Below are 21,637 nucleotides of genomic sequence, written 5' to 3' on the forward strand. Positions count from 1 at the left end.
TATTATCTCGCAAGTAAGTAGCCTTTATTTCTTATCGTCTGAATAATGTTTCCGGCGCCACTGTGCTGGTTTAACTTATTTCTTAACCTTGATATTCGAAGATCGATAGAGCGTTCGATGCCATCATATTCAAAATTAAAAATAGTTTGATGTAAGTCATTGCGACTCACTATCTCTCCACTGTGAATTGCAAGTTGCAGCAAGACATCGTATTCGGCACCAGTAAGCTCAATCTCTTGACTGTCAACTGTCAGTGTTCTATTTGTCGGGTTAAGTACAAAACATTGATTGCCAAACGTTATACATTCCAATTCCTGGCGCTTCTTCTGCTTCTCAAGGTGTCTTAGCTGTGCTCGGATATGCGCTAGCAAGACTCTGGGTTTAACAGGCTTTGCCAGATAGTCATCGGCGCCGACTTCGAGGCCCGTAACTTCATCGATATCATCATCTAATGCCGTCAACATGATGATTGAGCCATGATAGTCATCTCTGACTTGTTTACAGATAGAGAGTCCATCAATATGAGGCAGCATAAGATCCAATATGACGATATGTGGCACTTGTTCGAGTATCTGCGCCGCAGCATTGAGGCCATCGTTAAGCACGTTAACCCTATAGCCATTTTGCGCTAAATAATCACTGATGAGGTTACACAGCTCAATGTCATCGTCGATGACCAGTACGGATAATTTTTCTTTCATTTCACACTTTGTCTCATATCGACATATATCCGATATCGCTACCGGATATATATCATTGGCTTATAATCCAAGCTTACGACTTGTTAATCTTATTTAATCAGTAACTTTTTACATACCTCGAATATAGCTTGATTATATGATGTCATAAAGTCCAATAGCTGTTCACGCTTCAGCCTCTGCTCTGGAGAGGAAATAACATCGCCGGTGCCAGTCATATACTGCACTCCACATAACGCCTGCGCCTGTTCATTGTCACTGGCAGCAATACCCGGCAAGGTTATCCTTCTTCCGCTCGTCCCATAGATTCTATAATCGCCTAAAACCTCAGCTTCTTGGATAGCCTCAGCGACGCTAATTTGCTCAGGTTCTACCTCAAGCTGCGACCTATTCTCACAGCCAATAAGCAGAATAATTGACACTAGAGATATCACCATAATAAGCATTGATTTTAACTTTCTCATCTGTGCCTCCGACTCATTCTGCGCCCTGATAAAATGGGGATGAGTATCAATAACCATAAGCCCAGACTTCCGCCGGAAGATTTCTTATCTGTCCCGACGCCACTGCCACCTGTATTGCCGCCAGTGCTTGCTTTTACTGTTACCTTTACAACACCATCAGCTGTGGCCTTCTCAGAATCCTGCACCGTATAAGTAATCGTCTCGCTCCCGGAGAACCCAGCAGCAGGCGTATAACTTAACCTATTGTTGGCAATAGTGACGCTGCCCTTGCCTGTGTAATTAACACTGACGAGACTCAGTTGTTTATTTTTATCAATATCAGAGTCATTGCTTAAGGGGTCGATAATATTCTTGCTCGAATCTTGCTCCACACTGGCTGTATCGTCCACGGTTACAGGTGCATCATTGACAGCAGTGATACTAATGACTGCCGAGAAGGGCGAACTCTTGATATCGCCTTTATGGCCAGTGACGAGTACTGATATCTCACCATTAAAATCTGCCTTAGGCGTGATAGTATCGCCGTCAACCTGATAGTTTTCCCCCGCTTGTAAACTAATTGTGCTGGCCTCAAGTCCTTTATAACTGAACATATTGACCATTAGCTTCAGCTTCTCATCTTCATTGATAACTAAAGGTGCTTTAAGCCCAGTGATGTTAATTTTCTCATCACCAGCACCCGATGAAATCGAAAAGTCTCCGCTGTTAATAGCAAAGAAAATGTTATCTGCACAGCTCAACTTTATACGCGCTTTTTGAGTATTAACATTGGCTAACTGAATCTCGTGGCTACCGTCATTGTCGACCCCAAGTGCTAGCTCGGTTTCGAAACTAGCACCAGCATCAGTTGATAGATGAATATTCACCTTGCTACAGGAAATAGGCGCAGTCTGGGTATTGGCCACATCCCAGGTAACGAGCTGACTATCACTGGACCAAGATGTACCAGCAGCCGGCTCAAGCACGGCAAAAGCCTGATTAGTGTCGATGACACTGACTTTCATCGCATCTCGCGATAAACCATTTTTACTGTCTCTCACCACTAAACGAAAATTAAGTTCACGTGTAGTTTTGGGATAGGTTTCACCTATCGTGAGCTTATTGAGCAATATATCTTCGAGTCTGGGAAAAGTACGACTTGGCTGACTGCTTGGACTCCACACCCTAAATAGCGGGCGTTTACCGTCATCGACTTGCTCTGACTTGCTGTTACTGGCGGGCCCGAGATCATACTGTTGCCAATCGTAAGTTAAGCTATCACCATCTGCATCATTTGCGCTTCCGGTCAGCACGAAGGGAGTATTAGCCGGAATAATATAATCGGCGCCTGCATCGACCTTAGGATTTGAATTAGTTACTGCACTAAGCTGCCCACAGCTCCCGCCACTGCCTGAGGTGATATGCTCTTTGATGACATCGATTGAATGTGAGTGGAAATAAGCGTTAGAGTTATTCTGTAAATCTTGTTGGCCGCAGATCCCCGCATAACCCATCACAGTCGACCCACTTCCGGGTTCATAGGCGCTTGAATCGGCACGATTGCCTTGGCAAGAGTCAGATAAACCATTAAATGTGTGATCGGCGCCAAATTGATGCCCTAATTCATGGGCAACATAATCGATGTTAAATGCATCTCCCGTTGGACTCTCACTGCCTGTGACGCCGTCTCCTTTTGAGTTAACGTCGCATATCACGCCAAATGCAGCCAGGCCACCTCCGCCCGTTCCTACAACGTGGCCAACATCATAACTCGCATTGCCTATGGCATTATCTATGATGCCAGTATTAGCCTCACCATCTGCATCAGTGTTAGCGAAGGGATCGGTATCAGGATCAACGAAAATAAGCGCATCATTATTGGCGACTAACTCTAATTTCACCGCAAGATCGGCTTGATAAACATCGTTGACACGATTGAGCATAGTGATAACAGCAGCTAGTCCTTTCTCTTTGGTACCGCCATGAAATTGGGTGTACTCACCCGTAGCCGATATGGCAATACGGTAGGTTTTTAATTGTGTTACCTGGCCTTGGCTATTACTCACCACCTCTTTCTGGACATGCTTGAGTAATGATGCTTGCTCCTTTCCTAGCCTCTTAGGAGGGAGTCGTTTCGGCATATTTTCAAGTGCTAAGGGTAGCGCATCTTTTCTAAAGTAACTGATATAACGCGCATCATTACCTTGATATTGGGGATCGATATAGACAGTGTTATCACCGTATCGAAAGAGGCCATGAAATCCCTCAGGGGTGATATCGAAGCGACCATGATTGTCCGGATTGTTAAGTTCAAAGCCACTGAAGGTTTTGATATTGGGATATTTCTCACTAAGCTCGCTAGCAACGATGGCGGCAGGCTTTAACTCAAAGTCTGCAAAACGTCCATCGGGAAGCGGTAATGTCACTACAACACGCTTATCCGTTGCTAATAAAATCTGATTTAATGCGGCAATATTCGTTGTTAGCTGATGACTTGAACGCGCCTGACTGTTGAGTTTTTCACTGTCACTGTTTGTGGTTACCTCTCCGTCATTCTTAGCTGTCACCTTGTGCCAATCATTAAACGGGCTCGGTGACACAAATTCCGCAATCGCAGATTGTGAAGCTGAAGCTAGAGCACATAGACTCAAAATCGATATTATTTTTTTCATAGGGACCCCCTTTAACAATGAGAGCCACCACCTTATGTAAATCAGTTGTTAACTTCCTTGGCAAATTGTAGCGTCCACACCTAAACAGATACAAACGGATACAAAGCACGTTTACCTTCTAAGTCGATTTGTTGAAAATCATCTCTTTAGTCTGCAACACCTGATCTTTATCGATATAATCTTGCATAAAGTCACGTAAACACTTGGCTTTGGCGCTCAAGAGCCTACCACTAGGCCAGACGGCGTATAGCTCACGTCTGGGACCTGTCCATTTTGTGAGTAATTGCACTAAATTACCCTCTTGCAAATCTTGGTATACTTCGCTGATAGGCAATAAAGCAATGCCTATCCCATCACAGGCCCACTGACTGGCCATCTTAATATCATTGACAAAAGTATTGATACTAGGTTTAAGCTCCACCTTATGCCCGGTGACGCTATGGGTCAGTGTCCATAGAGAAATATTATTTACCCCAATAATTCTGTGCTGAGAAAGTTCATCCAATTGGGTTGGCGTAGCATTTTGTGCTAAGTAAACATTCGATGCGACAAGAACGGTTGGAATAAAAAAGTGATTGCTTCTCATCCAAAAAAGTATATACCGTTGAGCCTTTATCTTTACCAAAATATTTAAAAGAATAGGCGGCATTGAGTGAATCAACCGCAACATAATATTTCTGCCCATCGCTTGCGGTATGCGTCGCTTCAGGATCAAATTTATAAGCATTGGCTAAAGATAGTTTATCGATATATTCAATGATCCTATCACTGGCCGATTGAATATTGGGTAAACTAAAAAACCAATTCACGGTATTTTCCAACGTGTCTTCATTCAGCCCTATAGAAATATTCGCTATTCTGGTCACGCCGATGTTGCAACCAATCCCCATGATCGCGGCCATTAACATTTCTGGCGAGGGCTTCATTTTATTGTGCTTATTCATAAAGTGAGTAAAACAATCACTGAAATTACACACAGTATTGATGTCTGACAGGATTGTCTGGATTGGCACATATCCAGCCTGCATTAATGTATCACCGATAAATGCAAAATCGTCATTATCAATTTTAGGCGTGATAACCTTGGCTTTATCTGTTGTCTTATCAAATGACAAAAAACGGTTTTCTCCTTGTAAAGCCCGTTGATTGATATCTTGATACTTGCCATTTAGTTGTTTCTTAAGCTTATTTAATACGGTGATAACATCACTAAAATTTTCTAACCCTGCTGTTGCCAATAGTTTATCACGCTGCTCTGCCCAAGTGATATCATCGATCAGGTAATCAAATATACCTTTGTAACGGTAGGTCGAATCGAAAATAAGTCCGCCTGACTTTATTGCATCAGTAATATGAAAGAAGAGCAATGATTTATACAGTGAAACCCGAAGTGGGCTTTCCTCTGTGCAGACTCTTTCCATTTCATTTTCGGTTAGAAATGCTAAAGGGGGCGACTGGCCAATGTCACCATGGGTCTTTTTAAAATGCACAACAGCCTTCAATAATGCCTTATCTGTGCTTCTCTCTGAGAACTCAACGGTTTTGACGATGTTGGAGACTCTGCGTTGTAATTTGATTGATTGTGATTCAATTAAATCATAGAAATAGCCTTGGTCTGACAGACTTTCCAATAAGGCTTCCATTTTTGCGATGCGCTGACGTTTTTTCTCATCAAAGGATTTGAGGTGTTCCTCGACCAGATTTTCTAAGGCCCTGACTTTTTCAATCTCAGTGGTCGGCGCCATTGTGACGATGCTGATCACCTGGTTAGAAAAAACGGTGAGATCTTTGTTGGATTTTGACACCGTTTTTATGGCGCTATTGCGATGATTTCGTTGCTCGCTCTCTCTTTTTTGAATGAGTCGCTGTAATTGAGATCTCGCTGATAATGTGGATTTTAAGAAGATATCGATTAAGGTATCTTGCCTTAAATAATACTGATGTTTAAGGTAAGCCAAAATATGTAAATAAGACTTATGCCGATCGGCAAAACTCGTTAATTGGAATGTCTGAGCTTTTTGCACCCAAGTTGCAAAATATTCATTAGCTTGGTCAGTGAGTGCTAAAGTGTTCATCACACCGGCGTTGTTGATCAAATCCTCGCTATAGATGCAGCTACTCCAAGGGTTTGAGCTAACTAGGCAGCCTGTTTCCTAACTGGCATTCCTAGTCTTATGACTTTGTTCATTGCCTTTACACCTGCCAGCGCTTCACCTACTTGAGCATTATAATCTCGTAGGCTAAGTTTCGGACTAATTAGTTGCTTATATCGGTACATTGCTGTTTCAGATAGTGACCGTAAGTGATAGTCATTTTCCTTCTTCCATTGCGCTAACTCATTATTTTTGAGGGCTCTCACTGCCTCGTTTCGAGGATGCCCATCCTCCCAAAACCCAGCACTGCTTCTTGGTGGGATAGTGGGTTTGCAACCTTTACGCTGAAGTAGTTTGTGACACGCTTTGGTGTCGTATGCTCCATCAGCAGAAACTTGTTTAATCTGTCTTCTTAACGGCTTGATTAATGTGGGTAACACTTCATTATCAGCAACGTTAACCAGAGTGACTTCTGCTGCTACGACTTCATGCGTATTAGCATCTACTGCGAGGTGTAACTTACGCCAGGTACGACGCTTTTCTTTACCATACTTTCGAGTCTTCCATTCTCCCTCGCCGTAAACTTTAAGGCCCGTTGAATCAATCACTACATGTGCCACAGAGCCACGACTCGGTGAGCGATATTTGATATTTACGGTCTTGGCACGTTTGCTAATGCAGCTATAGCTTGGTGAGGTTAGTGGCACATCCATAAGCTGGAAAACCGAGGTAGTGAAACCTTCTAGTGCTCTCAGTGATAAGTTGAATACACCTTTAACAACCAATGCAGTTTCAATAGCAACATCAGAGTAAATATACCCACGGCCACGGCGGCCGTGATGTTCAGAGCAACACCAAGAGCTAATGGCGTGCTCATCAATCCAAAAGGTCAAGGACCCTCGATTAATCAATGCCTTGTTGTACTGAGACCAATTGGTCATTTTACGCTTAGCTTTACCCATCTTGATGTTTCCAATAACCACATTGGAAGATCAGATCACATAAGCTGCAAAAGGTTCAATCGATTTAGGAAACAAGGCCCATCACACCATCAAACCCATCATAGGCCGATTTGATGCTATTAAAGGTGGCGACATTTTTCTGAATATCGCCCGGTGACACGGATTGATTGATACTGCGTAATTCTGTGATGGGCGGCCTATTATAGGCCTTAGTATCCGGCGCATAAAACCAACTATCCAAACGAGCCTTGTCTTCTATGGTTAATGTCTTTTTCAATGTCAGCAATAGGCTATCTTCATATTCATTGTAATGTCGGGTAATGATGTCTGAAAATTTACTATAAGAAGGGATCACAATATGATGATGCCAGCAGAATTCGACCAAAGTTTGTAGTACTTTTTTAGGTGAAAGTTGTTGCTCGATATACCATTTCGCTTGGCTGTTCAGATTATTATCGTCTTCACTGGAGGGGAAACGCCAGCCCGATTGAATTAAGATAAGTTTACGGTGATGTTTACGTGTCGATTCGTTGTATTGAGCAATATCAACTGTAGCCATCTTCAGTGTTCGGGCAACATGATTAATGTCTCGTTTATAAAATTGGTCAGGCCCATAAAATTGTCCTGATGCTCTAAAATATCCCAACTGTAAAATAAATCCAAGTTGATTAATGGGTGAACGAAGTCCATTAAATAAACGCTGTTTAAGCTCATTGGTGAGTGTAAAATAACGACCACGATCCTCTTTTTTTAACCTAGGCGGTGCATCAAATACTTTTTGTTTTTTACTGTCCAAAATAGCTATTTTTGTCATCGATTTTACTTCCTTTGGACGCCCTAAGCGCTCAAATGATTAAGACTGGTTTAGTCTATGTAAGTGATAGTTCCTCAAAAATATCATGTCTATATTTATAATGATGTGACTTGTTGATCGTTATTACGAGCTTAGATTTATACCATAAATGGATACAAAGAGTTAAGTCAAACTGGGTTAGTTTCATTTGCAGAAAGTGTATTGCTAATATTAAGGTGTGTTGATTTTTATGTGGAGGTCTACAGCCAAAGTACCCACTTCTATATAGCAACTGATATGTCGCTCTCAGGAGGAGTTTGAACAAAGCCTAAGATATGTTTACGTTGGTGTAAGTGGTTATCAAACTCGTTAACTCCACTTCTTATTGATAATTTGGTTTTGAGAACGTTTTTGATAACCTGAAACCCATAAATCACGATTACTTTTTAGGGGGGGAGAATCATGCCGAAAGAGCCAAGATTACATAGAAATGACAATTCAGCACAATTTTATGATTTAATCCCTGCTGTCGTTAAATATTAAATTAATATTGTTTTTTTACAAGTATCTATTTGGCGAGGTCAGATTTGTTCACTTGCTTTGAACCACGCCTGAATAAACTGCACCTTCAATGAACACTGGCATATAGCAGGTATAAGTGAAGTTAATTTCATTGTGTCGTCATCTTTCGATAAAGTTTATAGAGCTTAAATATGGAGCAACACATGATTTATTAAAATTTATACAGCTAGATTGAAGAGTGTTGATAATTCAACCAATAGATTAGTTTCTTCAACAAAAAAAAGCTAAGGAAAGCCTGAAACTTAGCTATACCAGCATTCCAAGAGTTAATTTCTAGATAGATACCTTTTTTGAGAGTCTGAGTTTTATAAACAACTGACCTTCATAGGCCCTCTGGTACATGAACGCATCACTCTTTTTAATTGAAATGATATGGTGTTTCTCTTAATAAGAAGCGGCATCACTGAAAAGGAAACCCTTTCCAGAAATCTGAGAACATTTCCAAATTTTTTAACATTATGAAAAGTGAGATGAAACATGAGTAAATATATAGTTGTCGATGGTGATCAAGTTATTTTTTCCCCTACTTTTACACCAGCTATCGCTATTGGAGGGCTAAAGACTAAAATAAATGGGACTGGGCACGCTCAGATATCAGGAAAATCTATCTGCATTGATGGAGATGAAAAGCAAGTAAAATTACAGAATATTAAATATACCAGCGGTTCATTCACTACCCCAGGTGATTGTTATTTAACCATTGAGAGTTTGAATTATGATCAAGTGGCAAATCATGTATTTAGTAAGAAAAAAGTGATTATTGTAGGGAGTTCGTTTACAGCTAAATTAACAGTAACGAAACCTGCACAAATGCCGAATCCTCCCAATACTACAGATCCTGCAAGTGTTTACATGGGAAGCGGAACATTCAGTAGTACCAATAATTTTGTAAAGGCAAACTAACATTAGTCAATGGTTACGCTGAGAACTAGTAGTATAAAACTAACTCAACGGTTCCAAATTAGAGGTTAATCCCACATAGCACTGGTTTGTCATCATAATGGGATGTAACCTTCATCCATAGCTTTCCTTCTAATAAACCATTAAACGATATACCTTAAGGTGTTGAATTTTATATTATTTTAAAAGTTCAAAATATAAAATTAAAACTATGCTGTTTATTATCAATAACTTAACCATCACGAGTTGTCGTTTTTTACCGCTTTTGTACTTAGCTAATTCAAGATAAAGTTGTATCAATAAAGATAAACTTGCTGCTTCAATATTGCATAGATTAAAATAGCGAGTTTATTGGCAGTTTTCCGGCGCGAAAACATAGAAATAACAGGAACCAGAAAAACGAGGTTTTTTTACTCTATGAACATATTGTTTTTATGCAAAGTATCAGAAACAGATTTACTGATAGAATCTCCGCTAATTTTATGCTGTATTGCAGCATCTACTGCTAGTTTTGTGAAAAACATGCCTAAGCTTCCTGCTGATCCACCTTCACTCGTATCATAAGCTAACGTAGGAAGCTTCCTTGAATAACAACCTGAAGTTACTTCATCCATGAAAAATATACCAATTTCACTACTTCTAAGAACTGACAACCCTTTAAGGTAAGTTGAGATATCTTTGCTATAATCCATTTTATTCATATATATAACAGCATCCTCTGGCCCAGAACCAATAGTAATGGGGGGCATTAACTTAGCATGAGATACTCCATCTTTCTGTTCAAGGACAAATTTTGTTAAAGCTTGGAATACCTCAAAATAGCATTCCGGTTTGATTTTCAATGATAGCCTTCCTTCTTGGGTATTAGATATCCCATCTTCTAGCCTTGTTAATACGAGAGAGTGTTCAGGAGCAACACATTTATAAAGGCTATTGTTTGTTAGGGCAGTATCTAGGTACTGAATCTCAACACTAAGTTTATTAGGAACTCTATTGACTATATCTTTCAACAAACCGTAATGTCTGTCTTGGTCAACACTCTTAACATCTTCATCTACAGCTTCTCTATATTGCTGATAAGCCCAAGCTTGTAATCGGTACAAAAGCCCTTTACCTCTGCGAGACTCAAAATCCATATTCTTAACACTAGTTATCGATGGATGATCCATTAGTTCCTCGCAAAATAATTCCAAATCATCAGCTACTTGCTGAGACGTTTTAATTTTATTATTTGGTGTCTGAGAAGACTCTAAAGAGATGGACATATTGGGAAGAGAACTCACTCTTCGTATATTATTGCTCATAAAAGGTAATAGAGCACCTTGACGAGATGATGTGTGTGAATCTGTATTATTTTGACAGTAGCTAGTTGATGCTCTGCGAGCTTGCGTATTTTTCTGTTTGGTCAGTATTTTATACATCGTAACTGTTGCCTTTTTATACTATAAAAAATAACTAATGTGTCGTAAGTACGGTAAACTTGTGACAAAACGCAATGTATACATTACTAAAATTCAAGTTCCTTGTAAGCTTAAATTTACTGTATTTACTGCATCATTTCTCACTAGAACTTAGCAATAATATCTTTTACTGATAACAGTCTCAGCATGTCAGTCTGCGATAATTATTAGGATAAATAATGTGGTTTTTCCCGTTGTTTGGCAACACATTAACTTACTTGGAAATTTTGAGTTTCGCCAAACAGGTAATATTATTAGTATTCAGTATGTTGCAGATTCTTTTGGTGAGAAAAATCTTAGTGCTAAATTAACTGTTCCCTTGTTGTATAAAGGCTGTAGCCCATCATGAATACAAACCAGTGCTATGTGGAATTAACCCCAATTAGTGATATTTTACAAACATCTATTTTTGATTCGATTGCACATTATGTGCCTATATAGGGTAGTGTGCCAGAGAGTAGTGCAACGTTCATCCTTATCTACAGGTGGTACTGGAATTTCTTATCGTACGTTTTCGTTCCATTGGACTTAAAAGGTCATAACAACTTATGTCTATTATGCCTAATCCAATGACAGCCATTGGGATTGATATCAATCGATAGCTCATAAAAACGACCGTTTTTGTGAACTATCGTGTCTCTGTTCGCAACTGTCATTTTCAGAAGACTACTGCACCAGTTGACTGGCTGTAGCGCCTAGTGTGCAGACGCCTTTTGACTGTAAAAGGTCAGAAGTCATCTGCACCAACCTCAACTATGCTTAATACTCGAGTGCACCGAATCGAGGTCTGGGAATGGAGTCTGATACACCGCTAATCACCGAGCTAGGGGTAGCCACTTTGTCTGATAAGGCATCCTATGGACGACAAGATCTGGAGGAGTTACGCAAGATATTTGTCAGAAATGGGATCCCTTCGGAATTTCTGTCACATTATGTTCCTGATTCACCCTTTGCATACCTTAAATTAAATAACGGGTTAAGTGACAAATTTTGACAGCTAGGTCTTCCTCGCGCAGACTGTCACATAATCGAAGGTTTATGTGACAACAGGGTCATTCAGATGAATATCGGCTACGCAAGGATTTCTAAACAGGACGGCTCTCAGTCCACTCAATTACAAATTGACGCACTTACCGAGTTTGGTATAGACAGAGAGCACATTTATGAAGATCAGGCCTCCGGGAAAAAAGATGATCGTCCCGGTTTGCATGCTTGCCTTAAAGCATTGCGTGATGGTGACACACTCGTTATCTGGAAACTTGATCGTCTTGGGCGAAGTTTACGCCATCTTGTCAATACAGTTCAGGATCTGGATAACCGTGGTGTTGGCCTTAAAGTACTTACTGGGCAAGGAGCAACTATTGATACAACGACCCCTGCGGGCAAACTGGTGTTTGGGATTTTTGCCGCGTTATCAGAATTCGAGCGCGAGCTCATTTCAGAACGCACCATAGCAGGGCTTGTCTCAGCAAGATCCCGGGGAAGAAAAGGTGGCCGGCCTTTTAAGATGACCACAGCCAAAGTACGCCTTGCTATGGCGGCTATGGGTGAGCGAGAAACCAAGGTCGGTGAACTGTGTGAAGAACTGGGAATTACCCGACAAACCTTATACAGACATGTATCACCGAAAGGAGAGCTTAGAGAAGATGGTATTAAGTTACTAAATAAAAAATAACTCATAACCCCGTTGCTTGATAGGGTTATGAAGTGAAATCGACTTTTGACAAGTGTGCAGTCGTCTTCTGAAAATGACAAAGGTGTCCCTATTGGCGCTAAATCTTAAAATATACCTATTTAGCAGTTGGTTATGTTTTGAATATTAAAAATGTCATGGTAAAACTCATATAAAAACGTCAGCAACTAATTGTTATTTATCAGTAGTTTATCCATCATGAATTGTCGTTTTTTACCGCTTTTGTACTTAGACCCATTGTTGAGCTAATTATTCTGGCTAATTTACTCCTTGCTTAACTAAATAGATATAAGATATATTCGAAAAATATATCCACGTAACCAATTATAATTTAGGGGAATAATTATGATGGCATTGATATTTTGTTTGTTCTTAATCGCTATGGTTTTAGCGGTACAGGGCAAACGTAACTTGGCATTCTATGGCTTTGGTGTCTCTCTTGCGGTGAGTCTCTACTGGTTCTCACACCATGCAACCGACACTCTCGCAATTTTACTATAGGACGCTCAAGATGACTGAATCATTATCGCGACAACTCAATGCACTTGGCGCTATCGCCATCTCTTTGGTACTGGCATTCGCTTTCTACTCTCAATTTGCCGCTGGTGAGCTTCCCTGCCCCTTGTGCCTATTGCAAAGGGTTGGTTTCGTTGCCGTCATGTTTGGCCTGCTTTGTAATGTTATTTATGGTCCAAGGACCTCGCATTACGGCATTATGCTATTCGGCGCACTATTTGGTGCAGCGGTAGCCCTTAGACAAGTTGCATTACACGTGATCCCTGGGACGCCTTTTTATGGCGACCCATTCCTGTCATACCATTTTTACACCTGGGCCTTTATCACGTTCTCGGTGATCGTATTGGGCACAGGTGTCATGCTGTCATTTACCTCTCAGTATCAAGAGGTAAAGTATCAAAGCCTGTCTAAAATGCCGCTACTGAGTAAAGTCGCTGTTGGCGCAGTGCTTTTGGTCACCCTGATGAACGTACTCAGTACTTTCGCTGAATGTGGTCCATTCGAGTGCCCTGCCGATCCTGTTCAGTACTGGTTATTCAGCTAGACACTTGATAACGATAAACGGACACGGCCTCGGCTCTGTCCGTTTTTTTATGCCTTCAATCGACTCATGGTTCATTCTCTTCAGTCCCTCTAATCACTCAGCCTTTATACGCTCAGTGAACCTTGATCTGCCCGCTATTTATCTTCCACATAATCTTGCTTAAGGCTTTCCTCTTGTTCCCTCGACCAGTATCCCGCTAACAGTGAGCCAGATAAATTATGCCAGATAGAGAATATCGCAGCAGGCAGCGCCGATGCGGGACTGAAAAACTTAATAGATAACGCAGTGGCCAAACCTGAGTTTTGCAGGCCGACCTCGATAGAGATAGTTTTACAAACTGTATGACTAAAGCCTAATAGTCGGCAACAGCTATAGCCCAATACAAGGCCTATAGCGTTGTGCAAGAACACAGCAACAAAAATGATAGGCCCTATCTTGTCGAACTGACCCGCGTTCAAGGCCACGATAATGGTGATTGCCATCACAATGGCCAGAATTGACACTAGAGGCAAAGCTGGCGTTATCTTACTGACTTGAGAGTTAAAGAGGTGATTAATCATCACTCCGACGGCGACCGGCATTAACACGATTTTGACTAAGCTTACCAGCATTGCCGACATTGGAATATCTATCATCTGACCTAGAAGGAGCTCGATAATCAAGGGGGTGAGTAACACGCCTGCCAAGGTTGACAGTGCTGTCATGGTAATAGATAGGGCCACATCACCTTTTGCCAGATAACAGACCACATTTGAGGCTGTTCCCCCCGCGACGCTGCCCACCAGCACCATACCGATAACCATGTCATGCTCTAGTCCCAAAGCTAAACTAATTAAAAGTGCACTGATTGGCATAATACTAAATTGTAAAATCAGTCCCACCAGCACGGCACGCTTCTGCTTTAAGGCTCTCGAAAAATCATCCAAGCTAAGAGTTAACCCCATCGAGAGCATGATAATGATCAGCAAAGGCACGATTAAGAACTTAAGCTCGGTAAACCACTGGGGCATAAAATAAGCCGTTGTAGCACCGAGCAGTGCAAATATAGGGAACAAGCGATTGATCTTTTCTAGCATGGAGCCTCTTTAAACATATTTAATAGGATTGGTATAACACAATCAATTGGCATATTAACATACCAAGCTTTATCACTATTTGAACTAACAGTTTGTGTTCACCTTAGTTAGGCTCGCTATTCGCTTGCATATAATACTCAAACTCATCTTCGCCGGTAATGAGAACAAACAGCAGAAGATCAAGGCGCAAATATATCATAGAAAACCCCTCTGTCAGGATGATATAACCGAATTAATTCCATATCATCACCACAAAATGTACAAACCAATGGATTCCTACCTGCAACCTCTCTAAAAAAATCACAATATTTCAATCGACTAACGTAGCTAATCATACCATCAACTAAATCTCCAACTGCCATAGCAATAATTTCATACCATTTCTTAAAGCTCGCTGTCGCTTGTAACCCATAATAACGAATTCGCTGGAATCCTTTAGGCAGGATATGTTGCACCATGCGCCCAATAAACACCTCAGCTTCTACCCGCTCATATTCTCGTTGCTTACTTTTATGTGATTGATAATAATAACTAACATATCCATCAGAAACACAGGATATCCTCGATACGCCTATTGGTGGGGAAGCTAAGTACTTAATCAGATATTTGAGTAACCCTCGATAATGCTTCGTTGGAACTTTTTTACCATTTCCGGGATGTGCATAGAATCCATCAGGATGTTTAACCCACAGAGCCTTAATTATACCGTTTAAGTCTCCGATACGAGCCGCCATGAAGTGAAGTAAATGCGCTTGCCACTTCAGCCGTAAGCGGCCTAAAGGTAAGTAACTTATTGGAAGCCATTGATTGGTCTCTGGATTCAACCCTCCTTCTCCTAATAAGATATGAAGATGGGGGTTATAGCTCCCATTCCGTCCATGAGTATGAATAAACACGATACTGGCTATTTTAAGCGTATTACAGAGAAGTAAATCCTGAATGAGCGCCTCTAAGCACGCATGGCCCACACTCATTAACTCTGAATACAATGCCCCTTGTTGTGGATGATTATAGAAAATATTCCTGAATTCACAGGGTAAAGTTAACACTACCTGTCTGTAGTTGACTCCAGGTAATAACCGGCTGGCTATTTTTTCCATACTTTCACGTGAATAGCGCTTACCGCACTGCGGGCAGGCTTTGCCTTTGCAGCTAAAGTTCACTGTATGCTCACCTTTACCACATGATAAACACTGAAAGGTAGCAAAACCCAATGCTTCACTCCCACAATCCATCATCTTTTTAATTTCTGAATGATAATACGGTTTATTGTATCTGGGGTGTTTAATTGTAAAGCTTATCCAATGGGTAACAAAAACGGACTTAAACCGCAACAACTTGTTTTTAATTCCCTTAAAACTCATACCACTACACTGAATAATCTCATTATTTGGTCTGTAGATTAATATCTATAGCCACAAAAGACTAGAAAAAGCTTAAACCGAGCTACACCAAGCCTTCCAAGAGCTATTTCCTAGGTAGAACAAGTTAAGCAGGCACTGCACGCTTTGTCTGCAGCAACAATCACTGAAGCTGGCTGTTTGAAATTTGAAGTACTGCAACATCAAGACAATCCGTCTCGATTTACCCTATGGGAACATTGGATAAACAGTGATGCACTCAGCGCACACTTTGAAGCCGAGCATACACTGGCTTATCTCGCGCGTAACTTGACTAAAGTGACCTATATCGAAAAATTAACCAGTGTCACTTACAAGGGGGAATGATGAAACAACCCATGATATTTTCGCTATTAATGTCCTTTGTATTGTCCCTGCTGATGACGCTTTGGATAACATGGATCAACTTAGGGCTACCGGCTAATTTTCTCTGGTTATGGGCCAAGGCCTTCATGCTGGCATGGCCCGCAGCCGCATGCATCTCCTTCCTGTTTGCGCCTAAGGTGCATCAGTTAACTGAAAAGATAGTCAGTAAATGGCTGTAAATACAGAATCGAGTATCTGTATATCCAGCATAAAAAGGAATTTATATGAATGTTCAACGGATCAATTATGCCGAGCTTGGCAAAATTGCGGGGCCTTACGTTCACGCCAGCATTCACAGACATACTCTGTACACATCTGGCCTTACTGCGTTTGGTACTCAGGCTCAATCGAGTAATATCGATGAACAGACCAGAGCCATATTCTCTCAGCTGAGTCTAATCGCGACTCAGCAAAACATCACACTCGAGTCATTGGTTAAAGTCACCCTGTTTGTGACAGACTTAACCGATATCGTCCCTTTACGGCAGACCTTGTTCGATATCTATGGAGATAACTTACCCGCAAGCTCACTAATCAAGGTCGATGCCCTCTTCTGCGGCGACTTAAAAATAGAGATAGAAGCCATACTGGGACTCTAATTTAAGAGTCACTAAAAATGAAGGGAGCTATCTGAATCACTAATATTACAGCCTGAATCCCTCTATCTGCGCCGCAAGCTTCTTGGCATCTGCAGCCAGATTGAGACAGATCTCAGATGCGCCTTGCGCAGAAGCAAGCGCATCATCAGCACCTTGTCCTATCGCGAGTGTCTTGCTGTCTATTTGTGTTGTCGCTGAACGCTGTTCGGCGACGGCATGTGCAATTTCTTGAGTAACGCCAACAATTTCCTGCATGTTGGTAGTCAATTGCTCGATACTCGCGCTAACTTCCTTGGCCTGTGACACTCCTATATCAGCTTGCCTGGTGCCTGAGTCCATAGCGCTTACCGCTTGCTTCACACCGACTTGGACTTGTTCAATCATAGATTGGATCTCCTGAGTCGATGCTTGGGTACGACTGGCTAAAGTGCGTACTTCATCAGCCACGACAGCAAAGCCTCTACCCTGCTCACCGGCTCTTGCCGCTTCAATTGCAGCGTTCAATGCCAATAGGTTGGTTTGATCGGCAATGCCACGGATCACATCGACTACGTTACCGATTTCACTGGTATGAATCGCTAGCTGATTGATCACTTCAGATCCAGTTGTCACCTCTTGAGCGATCAAATCTATACCTTGTACGGTTTCGGTGATGACGGTTTGCCCTTGTGTAACGGCTTCCTGAGCATTGGAAGTAATACTCGTCGCCTCTCCCATGCTAGCTTCGACACTATTTACCGAGACCAGCACCTGTCCAATGGCGCTGGCAATATGATGTGTCTCTTGCTGCTGCGCCGCTAACGTAGTTTCCACGCTCTGGGTCACCTCCAGCATGGTGCCACTGGCCAGCACCACCTGATTACTCAAGGTTTGAACTTCGATTATCAGGGTTCTGATGCTGCCTAACATCAGGTTGAAGGCGCTGGCTATTTTAGAAAATTCATCTCCGCCTGCTTCTGTGCCGGCCCCGTCGTTAGAGCTTGAAGGCTTCCCATGACTCAGGTTGACATCCTGACTCAGATCCCCTTGAGATACACGGTTAGCAATAAGCTCAATTTCATGTACATTCGTTGCGATTGCTTTATAGATAACAATCAATGAATACAAGCTCCCCACAACGACGGCTGTGACCATCAATATTAACCAAAACATGGTGAGCGTTTTGTCACTTTCACGAGCCATCAGTGAATCTAACATGACTCGATGTGTCTGCTCCCTCACAAGTTCTAATTGCTGAGTTAACCCCTCTGCTTGTTGAGTCAATGCCTGAAGACTAACCTTTAAATTATCTGGGGTGATCAAGTCTGTGTTTACTCGCTTGATAAATTGCTTAATAGATTGATGCATGGCTTGAATATCGGAAATCAGTGCCTCTGTTGCATCATCCTTTTCTCGCTCATTGAGTCTTGAAAGTGTCTTTTCACTGCCTTGCAATAGGCGTTGTTGATCAAATCCTCGCTATAGATGCAGCTACTCCAAGGGTTTGAGCTAACTAGGCAGCCTCTTTCCTAACTGGCATTCCTAGTCTTATGACTTTGTTCATTGCCTTTACACCTGCCAGCGCTTCACCTACTTGAGCATTATAATCTCGTAGGCTAAGTTTCGGACTAATTAGTTGCTTATATCGGTACATTGCTGTTTCAGATAGTGACCGTAAGTGATAGTCATTTTCCTTCTTCCATTGCGCTAACTCATTATTTTTGAGGGCTCTCACTGCCTCGTTTCGAGGATGCCCATCCTCCCAAAACCCAGCACTGCTTCTTGGTGGGATAGTGGGTTTGCAACCTTTACGCTGAAGTAGTTTGTGACACGCTTTGGTGTCGTATGCTCCATCAGCAGAAACTTGTTTAATCTGTCTTCTTAACGGCTTGATTAATGTGGGTAACACTTCATTATCAGCAACGTTAACCAGAGTGACTTCTGCTGCTACGACTTCATGCGTATTAGCATCTACTGCGAGGTGTAACTTACGCCAGGTACGACGCTTTTCTTTACCATGCTTTCGAGTCTTCCATTCTCCCTCGCCGTAAACTTTGAGGCCCGTTGAATCAATCACTACATGTGCCACAGAGCCACGACTCGGTGAGCGATATTTGATATTTACGGTCTTGGCACGTTTGCTAATGCAGCTATAGCTTGGTGAGGTTAGTGGCACATCCATAAGCTGGAAAACCGAGGTAGTGAAACCTTCTAGTGCTCTCAGTGATAAGTTGAATACACCTTTAACAACCAATGCAGTTTCAATAGCAACATCAGAGTAAATATACCCACGGCCACGGCGGCCGTGATGTTCAGAGCAACACCAAGAGCTAATGGCGTGCTCATCAATCCAAAAGGTCAAGGACCCTCGATTAATCAATGCCTTGTTGTACTGAGACCAATTGGTCATTTTACGCTTAGCTTTACCCATCTTGATGTTTCCAATAACCACATTGGAAGATCAGATCACATAAGCTGCAAAAGGTTCAATCGATTTAGGAAACAAGGCCCCTTGCAATAGCTCTGCTAGCCTATTGTTAAAAGCGACTAATTGAGTGTAGGACGCTTGAGTAAACCCTTGATTGATGAGAACTTGAGTAGACACGGCAACGACTCTGTCGCTAAAGTCACTGATACTCGAGAGACGTGACAGATAAAGCTCTGCTAAATAAAACCCACTCGGTTCATCATCTAATGACAAACCACTTTCTGCACCTATATCTTCTTTTAAATCTTGAACTCGATCGGAAAGTGCGTTGATCTGGTTGAGTAGGCTCTCTTTACCTTCTTGACTGACAGCAAACTTCTGGCTGAATGATAAGAGCTCTTGATTTATCAAGCGTACTGATTGAGGCGTGACTTCCCTATATAAATCAGCATGTCGCGATACTTGTTCTACCTGCTCGGTTAACGCACCGCCCAGCTGATTTATTGCAAGTTCTCCAGGTTGAATCAGGCTCAATCTCACCAAGCTGACTTGCTTATCGACACCCGATAGTTGCTCCACAAATGCCAAACCACTGAGTTCGTGTTTAACCGTGGTGATTTGCTGATACTGCAATTGAATTAAATAAGCAGCACCGAGAGACAGGGGTAATAAGGTGGCAAGGGCTAATATAGAAAACTTCTTTTTAAAGTTCAGTTTATTAGCTAAATTTATCCCGAAAGAGAAAAAGGAAGACATAGGGAGAATCCATTCTGATATTTACAATATATTTTAGACCAGCATAGAGAATGTTTTATTACAAAGATATAACAAGTTTACCCACTCAAATCTGATACCACGCAAAATGAATCACTCGCCACAAAGCTAAATATGTCTGCTTAAGCATGACAATACCTTTGAAATAAAATACCAACTAGCCCCTGACCGTACTCATGTAATGTTTTGGGGTTATCCCGAATTGTTTAGCAAAGCGTTGGGAAAAACGAGACTCTGATTGATAGCCACAGAGCAGGGCTAAGTCGACCTGTCGATAAGTTTGCTTCTGCATCAGACTCAGGCCGTGGAGCATACGCACTTCGGCCAACACCTCCCTAAATGACGTGTCCTCCAGTGTCAGGTGCCGGGTCAGTGTCGACTTACTCATGGAAAAAAGCTGACAAACTTGCTCAATGTGATGTTCGGCCCCAGGACTCTGGGCCAGATAACGGCTAAGTCTCTGGCGTAATGATTGCGAATCGCCGGGAAACAGCTTGCCCAAGCTGCCCGCTTCCATGAGTTGCTGATAGAAGCCATTAAGGTAGTAACTTTGTACCTGAGGGCTTAAATCTTGCCCCTGCATGGTCAATAATAGCTCTAAGGCAAAGCAGAGTTGACTATTCGCGCTTAATTTAGGCGATTGAGCCGAAGAAAATCCATGATACGCCGATGGCAGGGCCGCCCCTCTCATAGCAGCTTCCTTGTTTCCTCTGTGCTTGCTTTTTTTCCTCTTTCCATCGCTATAAAGTTCAATCTCATCCATCAACTCTTGACTTGGTGGCTGCAAAAAAGATATCTGTACCGAGCTGAACTGCTGATGGTGAGGCTCATTGATGAAGGTAAGCTGGCTATCAGCTGCTGCGATCAGCCAGTCCCCGTCACGAATATCCAATGACTCTTCATGCCAACTCATGAGTTTACGGCCTTGTTTGATAGCAAAAATACTCGGGCTATGCACAGGCACATTTCGCAGTGCCTGTGGTGCTATGCCCTGATAATGACTCACCAAAATTAATTTTGTCATCCATTCAGCCCTCTGAGTATTTTTTGCTGCCGTTATCAACAGCTAGGATAATTAGCGCACATAGGTGGCCGTCAACACTGCTTTCTCAATCACCATACTATTGAGGGTGTAACCTACCACTGCGGGTGAAATATCCGCAGGAAGATCTATCTTAGCTTTCGGTAATGCCCACACGGTGAACTGGTATCTGTGCATGCCATCGCCCTTGGGCGGGCATGCACCACCAAAGCCGGGTTTACCGAAATCAGTGCGAGTCTCCAACCCCGGAGAAACCTTACCCGATGCCCCTTGTGGCAAGCTGAGTGTGGATACTGGAATATTTAATACCGTCCAATGCCACCAGCCACTCTCCGTGGGCGCGTCAGGATCATAAGCCGTAATAGCGAAACTCTTAGTGCCGGGCGGTACCTTAGTCCAGGAAAGTTGAGGCGAGAGGTTACTGCCATTGCAGCCCATGCCTGAAAATTCAAAGGTCTTGCCCATAAGCTGACCTTCTTTAATGTCTTGGCTGGATATCTCCATGGCCGAAGCAGATATGCCGATAAACGCGGCCATAATCGGTAATAGCTTGATAACTTTCATAACTGATCTCTTTAATTAAGTGGAAGCTATAAGATAGCGCTTCTCCAGAGAAA

General features: G+C 42.2%; 21 protein-coding genes and 2 pseudogenes. 8 read left to right on the forward strand and 15 right to left on the reverse strand.

Annotated features, from left to right (window positions below):
* Positions 1–2: 2 nt before the first annotated feature.
* From sps_RS07380 to sps_RS07410, 7 genes and pseudogenes are all read right to left on the reverse strand, one after another.
* On the reverse strand, positions 3–701 hold the full coding sequence (locus sps_RS07380; RefSeq protein ID WP_077751948.1) for a response regulator: 699 nt from the start codon (positions 699–701) through the stop codon (positions 3–5).
* An 89-nt stretch (positions 702–790) separates the two neighbouring features.
* Positions 791–1,162 carry a hypothetical protein gene (locus sps_RS07385; protein WP_077751949.1) on the reverse strand — a complete coding sequence of 124 codons (372 nt, stop codon included), beginning with the start codon at positions 1,160–1,162 and terminating at the stop codon, positions 791–793.
* A complete protein-coding gene (locus sps_RS07390) occupies positions 1,159–3,813 on the reverse strand; it encodes a reprolysin-like metallopeptidase (RefSeq protein ID WP_077751950.1) in 2,655 nt (884 codons plus the stop codon). The genes sps_RS07385 and sps_RS07390 overlap by 4 nt, the downstream gene beginning before the upstream one ends.
* Positions 3,814–3,931: 118 nt before the next feature.
* Positions 3,932–4,318: a LysR substrate-binding domain-containing protein gene (locus tag sps_RS07395; protein ID WP_237158096.1), complete on the reverse strand. Its 387-nt coding sequence runs from the start codon at positions 4,316–4,318 to the stop codon at positions 3,932–3,934.
* 55 nt (positions 4,319–4,373) lie between these two features.
* Positions 4,374–5,879 (reverse strand): annotated as a pseudogene (locus sps_RS07400) (Tn3 family transposase); the annotation flags it as partial.
* A gap of 71 nt (positions 5,880–5,950) precedes the next feature.
* Positions 5,951–6,868 carry an IS5 family transposase gene (locus tag sps_RS07405; RefSeq protein WP_077751953.1) on the reverse strand — a complete coding sequence of 306 codons (918 nt, stop codon included), beginning with the start codon at positions 6,866–6,868 and terminating at the stop codon, positions 5,951–5,953.
* A gap of 64 nt (positions 6,869–6,932) precedes the next feature.
* Positions 6,933–7,682, reverse strand: a complete 750-nt coding sequence (locus sps_RS07410; protein ID WP_077751954.1) for a DUF4158 domain-containing protein — start codon at positions 7,680–7,682, stop codon at positions 6,933–6,935.
* Positions 7,683–8,720: 1,038 nt separating this feature from the next.
* On the opposite strand from sps_RS07410, the gene sps_RS07415 reads away from it, so the two are divergent.
* Positions 8,721–9,146: a hypothetical protein gene (locus tag sps_RS07415; protein ID WP_077751955.1), complete on the forward strand. Its 426-nt coding sequence runs from the start codon at positions 8,721–8,723 to the stop codon at positions 9,144–9,146.
* A gap of 407 nt (positions 9,147–9,553) precedes the next feature.
* Here the strand turns inward: sps_RS07415 and sps_RS07420 are convergent, their stop codons facing one another.
* Entirely contained in the window at positions 9,554–10,564 is a 1,011-nt protein-coding gene (locus sps_RS07420; RefSeq protein ID WP_077751956.1) for a hypothetical protein, read from the reverse strand.
* An 832-nt stretch (positions 10,565–11,396) separates the two neighbouring features.
* Here sps_RS07420 and sps_RS07425 point away from each other — a divergent pair.
* The 4 genes from sps_RS07425 (at position 11,397) to sps_RS07435 (ending at position 13,356) form a co-directional block, all read left to right on the forward strand.
* Positions 11,397–11,597 carry a hypothetical protein gene (locus sps_RS07425; RefSeq protein WP_218919612.1) on the forward strand — a complete coding sequence of 67 codons (201 nt, stop codon included), beginning with the start codon at positions 11,397–11,399 and terminating at the stop codon, positions 11,595–11,597.
* Positions 11,598–11,663: 66 nt separating this feature from the next.
* The gene (locus sps_RS07430) at positions 11,664–12,278 is read left to right on the forward strand and encodes a recombinase family protein (RefSeq protein ID WP_077751957.1); all 615 of its coding nucleotides are present in this window, start codon (positions 11,664–11,666) and stop codon (positions 12,276–12,278) included.
* A gap of 363 nt (positions 12,279–12,641) precedes the next feature.
* Positions 12,642–12,797, forward strand: a complete 156-nt coding sequence (locus sps_RS28455; protein WP_169915707.1) for a DUF5993 family protein — start codon at positions 12,642–12,644, stop codon at positions 12,795–12,797.
* 10 nt (positions 12,798–12,807) lie between these two features.
* On the forward strand, positions 12,808–13,356 hold the full coding sequence (locus sps_RS07435) for a disulfide bond formation protein B (RefSeq protein WP_077751958.1): 549 nt from the start codon (positions 12,808–12,810) through the stop codon (positions 13,354–13,356).
* A 134-nt stretch (positions 13,357–13,490) separates the two neighbouring features.
* Here the strand turns inward: sps_RS07435 and sps_RS07440 are convergent, their stop codons facing one another.
* Both sps_RS07440 and sps_RS07445 read right to left on the reverse strand, forming a co-directional pair.
* A complete protein-coding gene (locus tag sps_RS07440) occupies positions 13,491–14,432 on the reverse strand; it encodes a bile acid:sodium symporter family protein (protein ID WP_077751959.1) in 942 nt (313 codons plus the stop codon).
* Between the two features lie 179 nt (positions 14,433–14,611).
* Positions 14,612–15,796: an IS91 family transposase gene (locus sps_RS07445; protein ID WP_077751960.1), complete on the reverse strand. Its 1,185-nt coding sequence runs from the start codon at positions 15,794–15,796 to the stop codon at positions 14,612–14,614.
* Between the two features lie 129 nt (positions 15,797–15,925).
* On the opposite strand from sps_RS07445, the pseudogene sps_RS07450 reads away from it, so the two are divergent.
* From sps_RS07450 to sps_RS07460, 3 genes and pseudogenes are all read left to right on the forward strand, one after another.
* Positions 15,926–16,159, forward strand: a pseudogene (locus sps_RS07450) (putative quinol monooxygenase); the annotation flags it as partial.
* Positions 16,156–16,377 (forward strand): DUF2798 domain-containing protein, encoded by a 222-nt coding sequence (locus sps_RS07455; protein ID WP_237158014.1) that lies wholly within the window; start codon positions 16,156–16,158, stop codon positions 16,375–16,377. The pseudogene sps_RS07450 and the gene sps_RS07455, both read left to right, overlap by 4 nt.
* A 45-nt stretch (positions 16,378–16,422) precedes the next feature.
* A complete protein-coding gene (locus tag sps_RS07460; RefSeq protein WP_077751963.1) occupies positions 16,423–16,797 on the forward strand; it encodes a RidA family protein in 375 nt (124 codons plus the stop codon).
* Between the two features lie 45 nt (positions 16,798–16,842).
* On the opposite strand, the gene sps_RS28460 is transcribed toward sps_RS07460, so the two are convergent.
* The 5 genes from sps_RS28460 to sps_RS07485 form a co-directional block, all read right to left on the reverse strand.
* Positions 16,843–18,231 carry a methyl-accepting chemotaxis protein gene (locus sps_RS28460; protein ID WP_077751964.1) on the reverse strand — a complete coding sequence of 463 codons (1,389 nt, stop codon included), beginning with the start codon at positions 18,229–18,231 and terminating at the stop codon, positions 16,843–16,845.
* A gap of 58 nt (positions 18,232–18,289) precedes the next feature.
* Positions 18,290–19,207 (reverse strand): IS5 family transposase, encoded by a 918-nt coding sequence (locus sps_RS07470; protein ID WP_077751965.1) that lies wholly within the window; start codon positions 19,205–19,207, stop codon positions 18,290–18,292.
* A gap of 30 nt (positions 19,208–19,237) precedes the next feature.
* Positions 19,238–19,960 carry a hypothetical protein gene (locus tag sps_RS07475; RefSeq protein ID WP_077751966.1) on the reverse strand — a complete coding sequence of 241 codons (723 nt, stop codon included), beginning with the start codon at positions 19,958–19,960 and terminating at the stop codon, positions 19,238–19,240.
* A 175-nt stretch (positions 19,961–20,135) separates the two neighbouring features.
* Positions 20,136–21,002, reverse strand: a complete 867-nt coding sequence (locus tag sps_RS07480) for a helix-turn-helix transcriptional regulator (protein WP_077751967.1) — start codon at positions 21,000–21,002, stop codon at positions 20,136–20,138.
* Between the two features lie 51 nt (positions 21,003–21,053).
* Complete coding sequence (locus tag sps_RS07485) at positions 21,054–21,584, reverse strand: YbhB/YbcL family Raf kinase inhibitor-like protein (RefSeq protein WP_077751968.1); 531 nt, start codon at positions 21,582–21,584, stop codon at positions 21,054–21,056.
* Positions 21,585–21,637 lie beyond the last annotated feature (53 nt).

It is taken from the genome of Shewanella psychrophila (genome assembly GCF_002005305.1).
Taxonomy (GTDB): Bacteria; Pseudomonadota; Gammaproteobacteria; order Enterobacterales; family Shewanellaceae; genus Shewanella; species Shewanella psychrophila.

Bases quoted from the DNA above. Each gene is read 5' to 3' on its own strand.
- sps_RS07380 (WP_077751948.1), bottom strand. From the start codon at position 701: ATGAAAGAAAAATTATCCGTACTGGTCATCGACGATGACATTGAGCTG.
- sps_RS07385 (WP_077751949.1), bottom strand. From the start codon at position 1,162: ATGAGAAAGTTAAAATCAATGCTTATTATGGTGATATCTCTAGTGTCA.
- sps_RS07390 (WP_077751950.1), bottom strand. From the start codon at position 3,813: ATGAAAAAAATAATATCGATTTTGAGTCTATGTGCTCTAGCTTCAGCT.
- sps_RS07405 (WP_077751953.1), bottom strand. From the start codon at position 6,868: ATGGGTAAAGCTAAGCGTAAAATGACCAATTGGTCTCAGTACAACAAG.
- sps_RS07410 (WP_077751954.1), bottom strand. From the start codon at position 7,682: ATGACAAAAATAGCTATTTTGGACAGTAAAAAACAAAAAGTATTTGAT.
- sps_RS07415 (WP_077751955.1), top strand. From the start codon at position 8,721: ATGAGTAAATATATAGTTGTCGATGGTGATCAAGTTATTTTTTCCCCT.
- sps_RS07420 (WP_077751956.1), bottom strand. From the start codon at position 10,564: ATGTATAAAATACTGACCAAACAGAAAAATACGCAAGCTCGCAGAGCA.
- sps_RS07425 (WP_218919612.1), top strand. From the start codon at position 11,397: ATGGAGTCTGATACACCGCTAATCACCGAGCTAGGGGTAGCCACTTTG.
- sps_RS07430 (WP_077751957.1), top strand. From the start codon at position 11,664: ATGAATATCGGCTACGCAAGGATTTCTAAACAGGACGGCTCTCAGTCC.
- sps_RS28455 (WP_169915707.1), top strand. From the start codon at position 12,642: ATGATGGCATTGATATTTTGTTTGTTCTTAATCGCTATGGTTTTAGCG.
- sps_RS07435 (WP_077751958.1), top strand. From the start codon at position 12,808: ATGACTGAATCATTATCGCGACAACTCAATGCACTTGGCGCTATCGCC.
- sps_RS07440 (WP_077751959.1), bottom strand. From the start codon at position 14,432: ATGCTAGAAAAGATCAATCGCTTGTTCCCTATATTTGCACTGCTCGGT.
- sps_RS07445 (WP_077751960.1), bottom strand. From the start codon at position 15,796: ATGAGTTTTAAGGGAATTAAAAACAAGTTGTTGCGGTTTAAGTCCGTT.
- sps_RS07455 (WP_237158014.1), top strand. From the start codon at position 16,156: ATGATGAAACAACCCATGATATTTTCGCTATTAATGTCCTTTGTATTG.
- sps_RS07460 (WP_077751963.1), top strand. From the start codon at position 16,423: ATGAATGTTCAACGGATCAATTATGCCGAGCTTGGCAAAATTGCGGGG.
- sps_RS07470 (WP_077751965.1), bottom strand. From the start codon at position 19,207: ATGGGTAAAGCTAAGCGTAAAATGACCAATTGGTCTCAGTACAACAAG.
- sps_RS07475 (WP_077751966.1), bottom strand. From the start codon at position 19,960: ATGTCTTCCTTTTTCTCTTTCGGGATAAATTTAGCTAATAAACTGAAC.
- sps_RS07480 (WP_077751967.1), bottom strand. From the start codon at position 21,002: ATGACAAAATTAATTTTGGTGAGTCATTATCAGGGCATAGCACCACAG.
- sps_RS07485 (WP_077751968.1), bottom strand. From the start codon at position 21,584: ATGAAAGTTATCAAGCTATTACCGATTATGGCCGCGTTTATCGGCATA.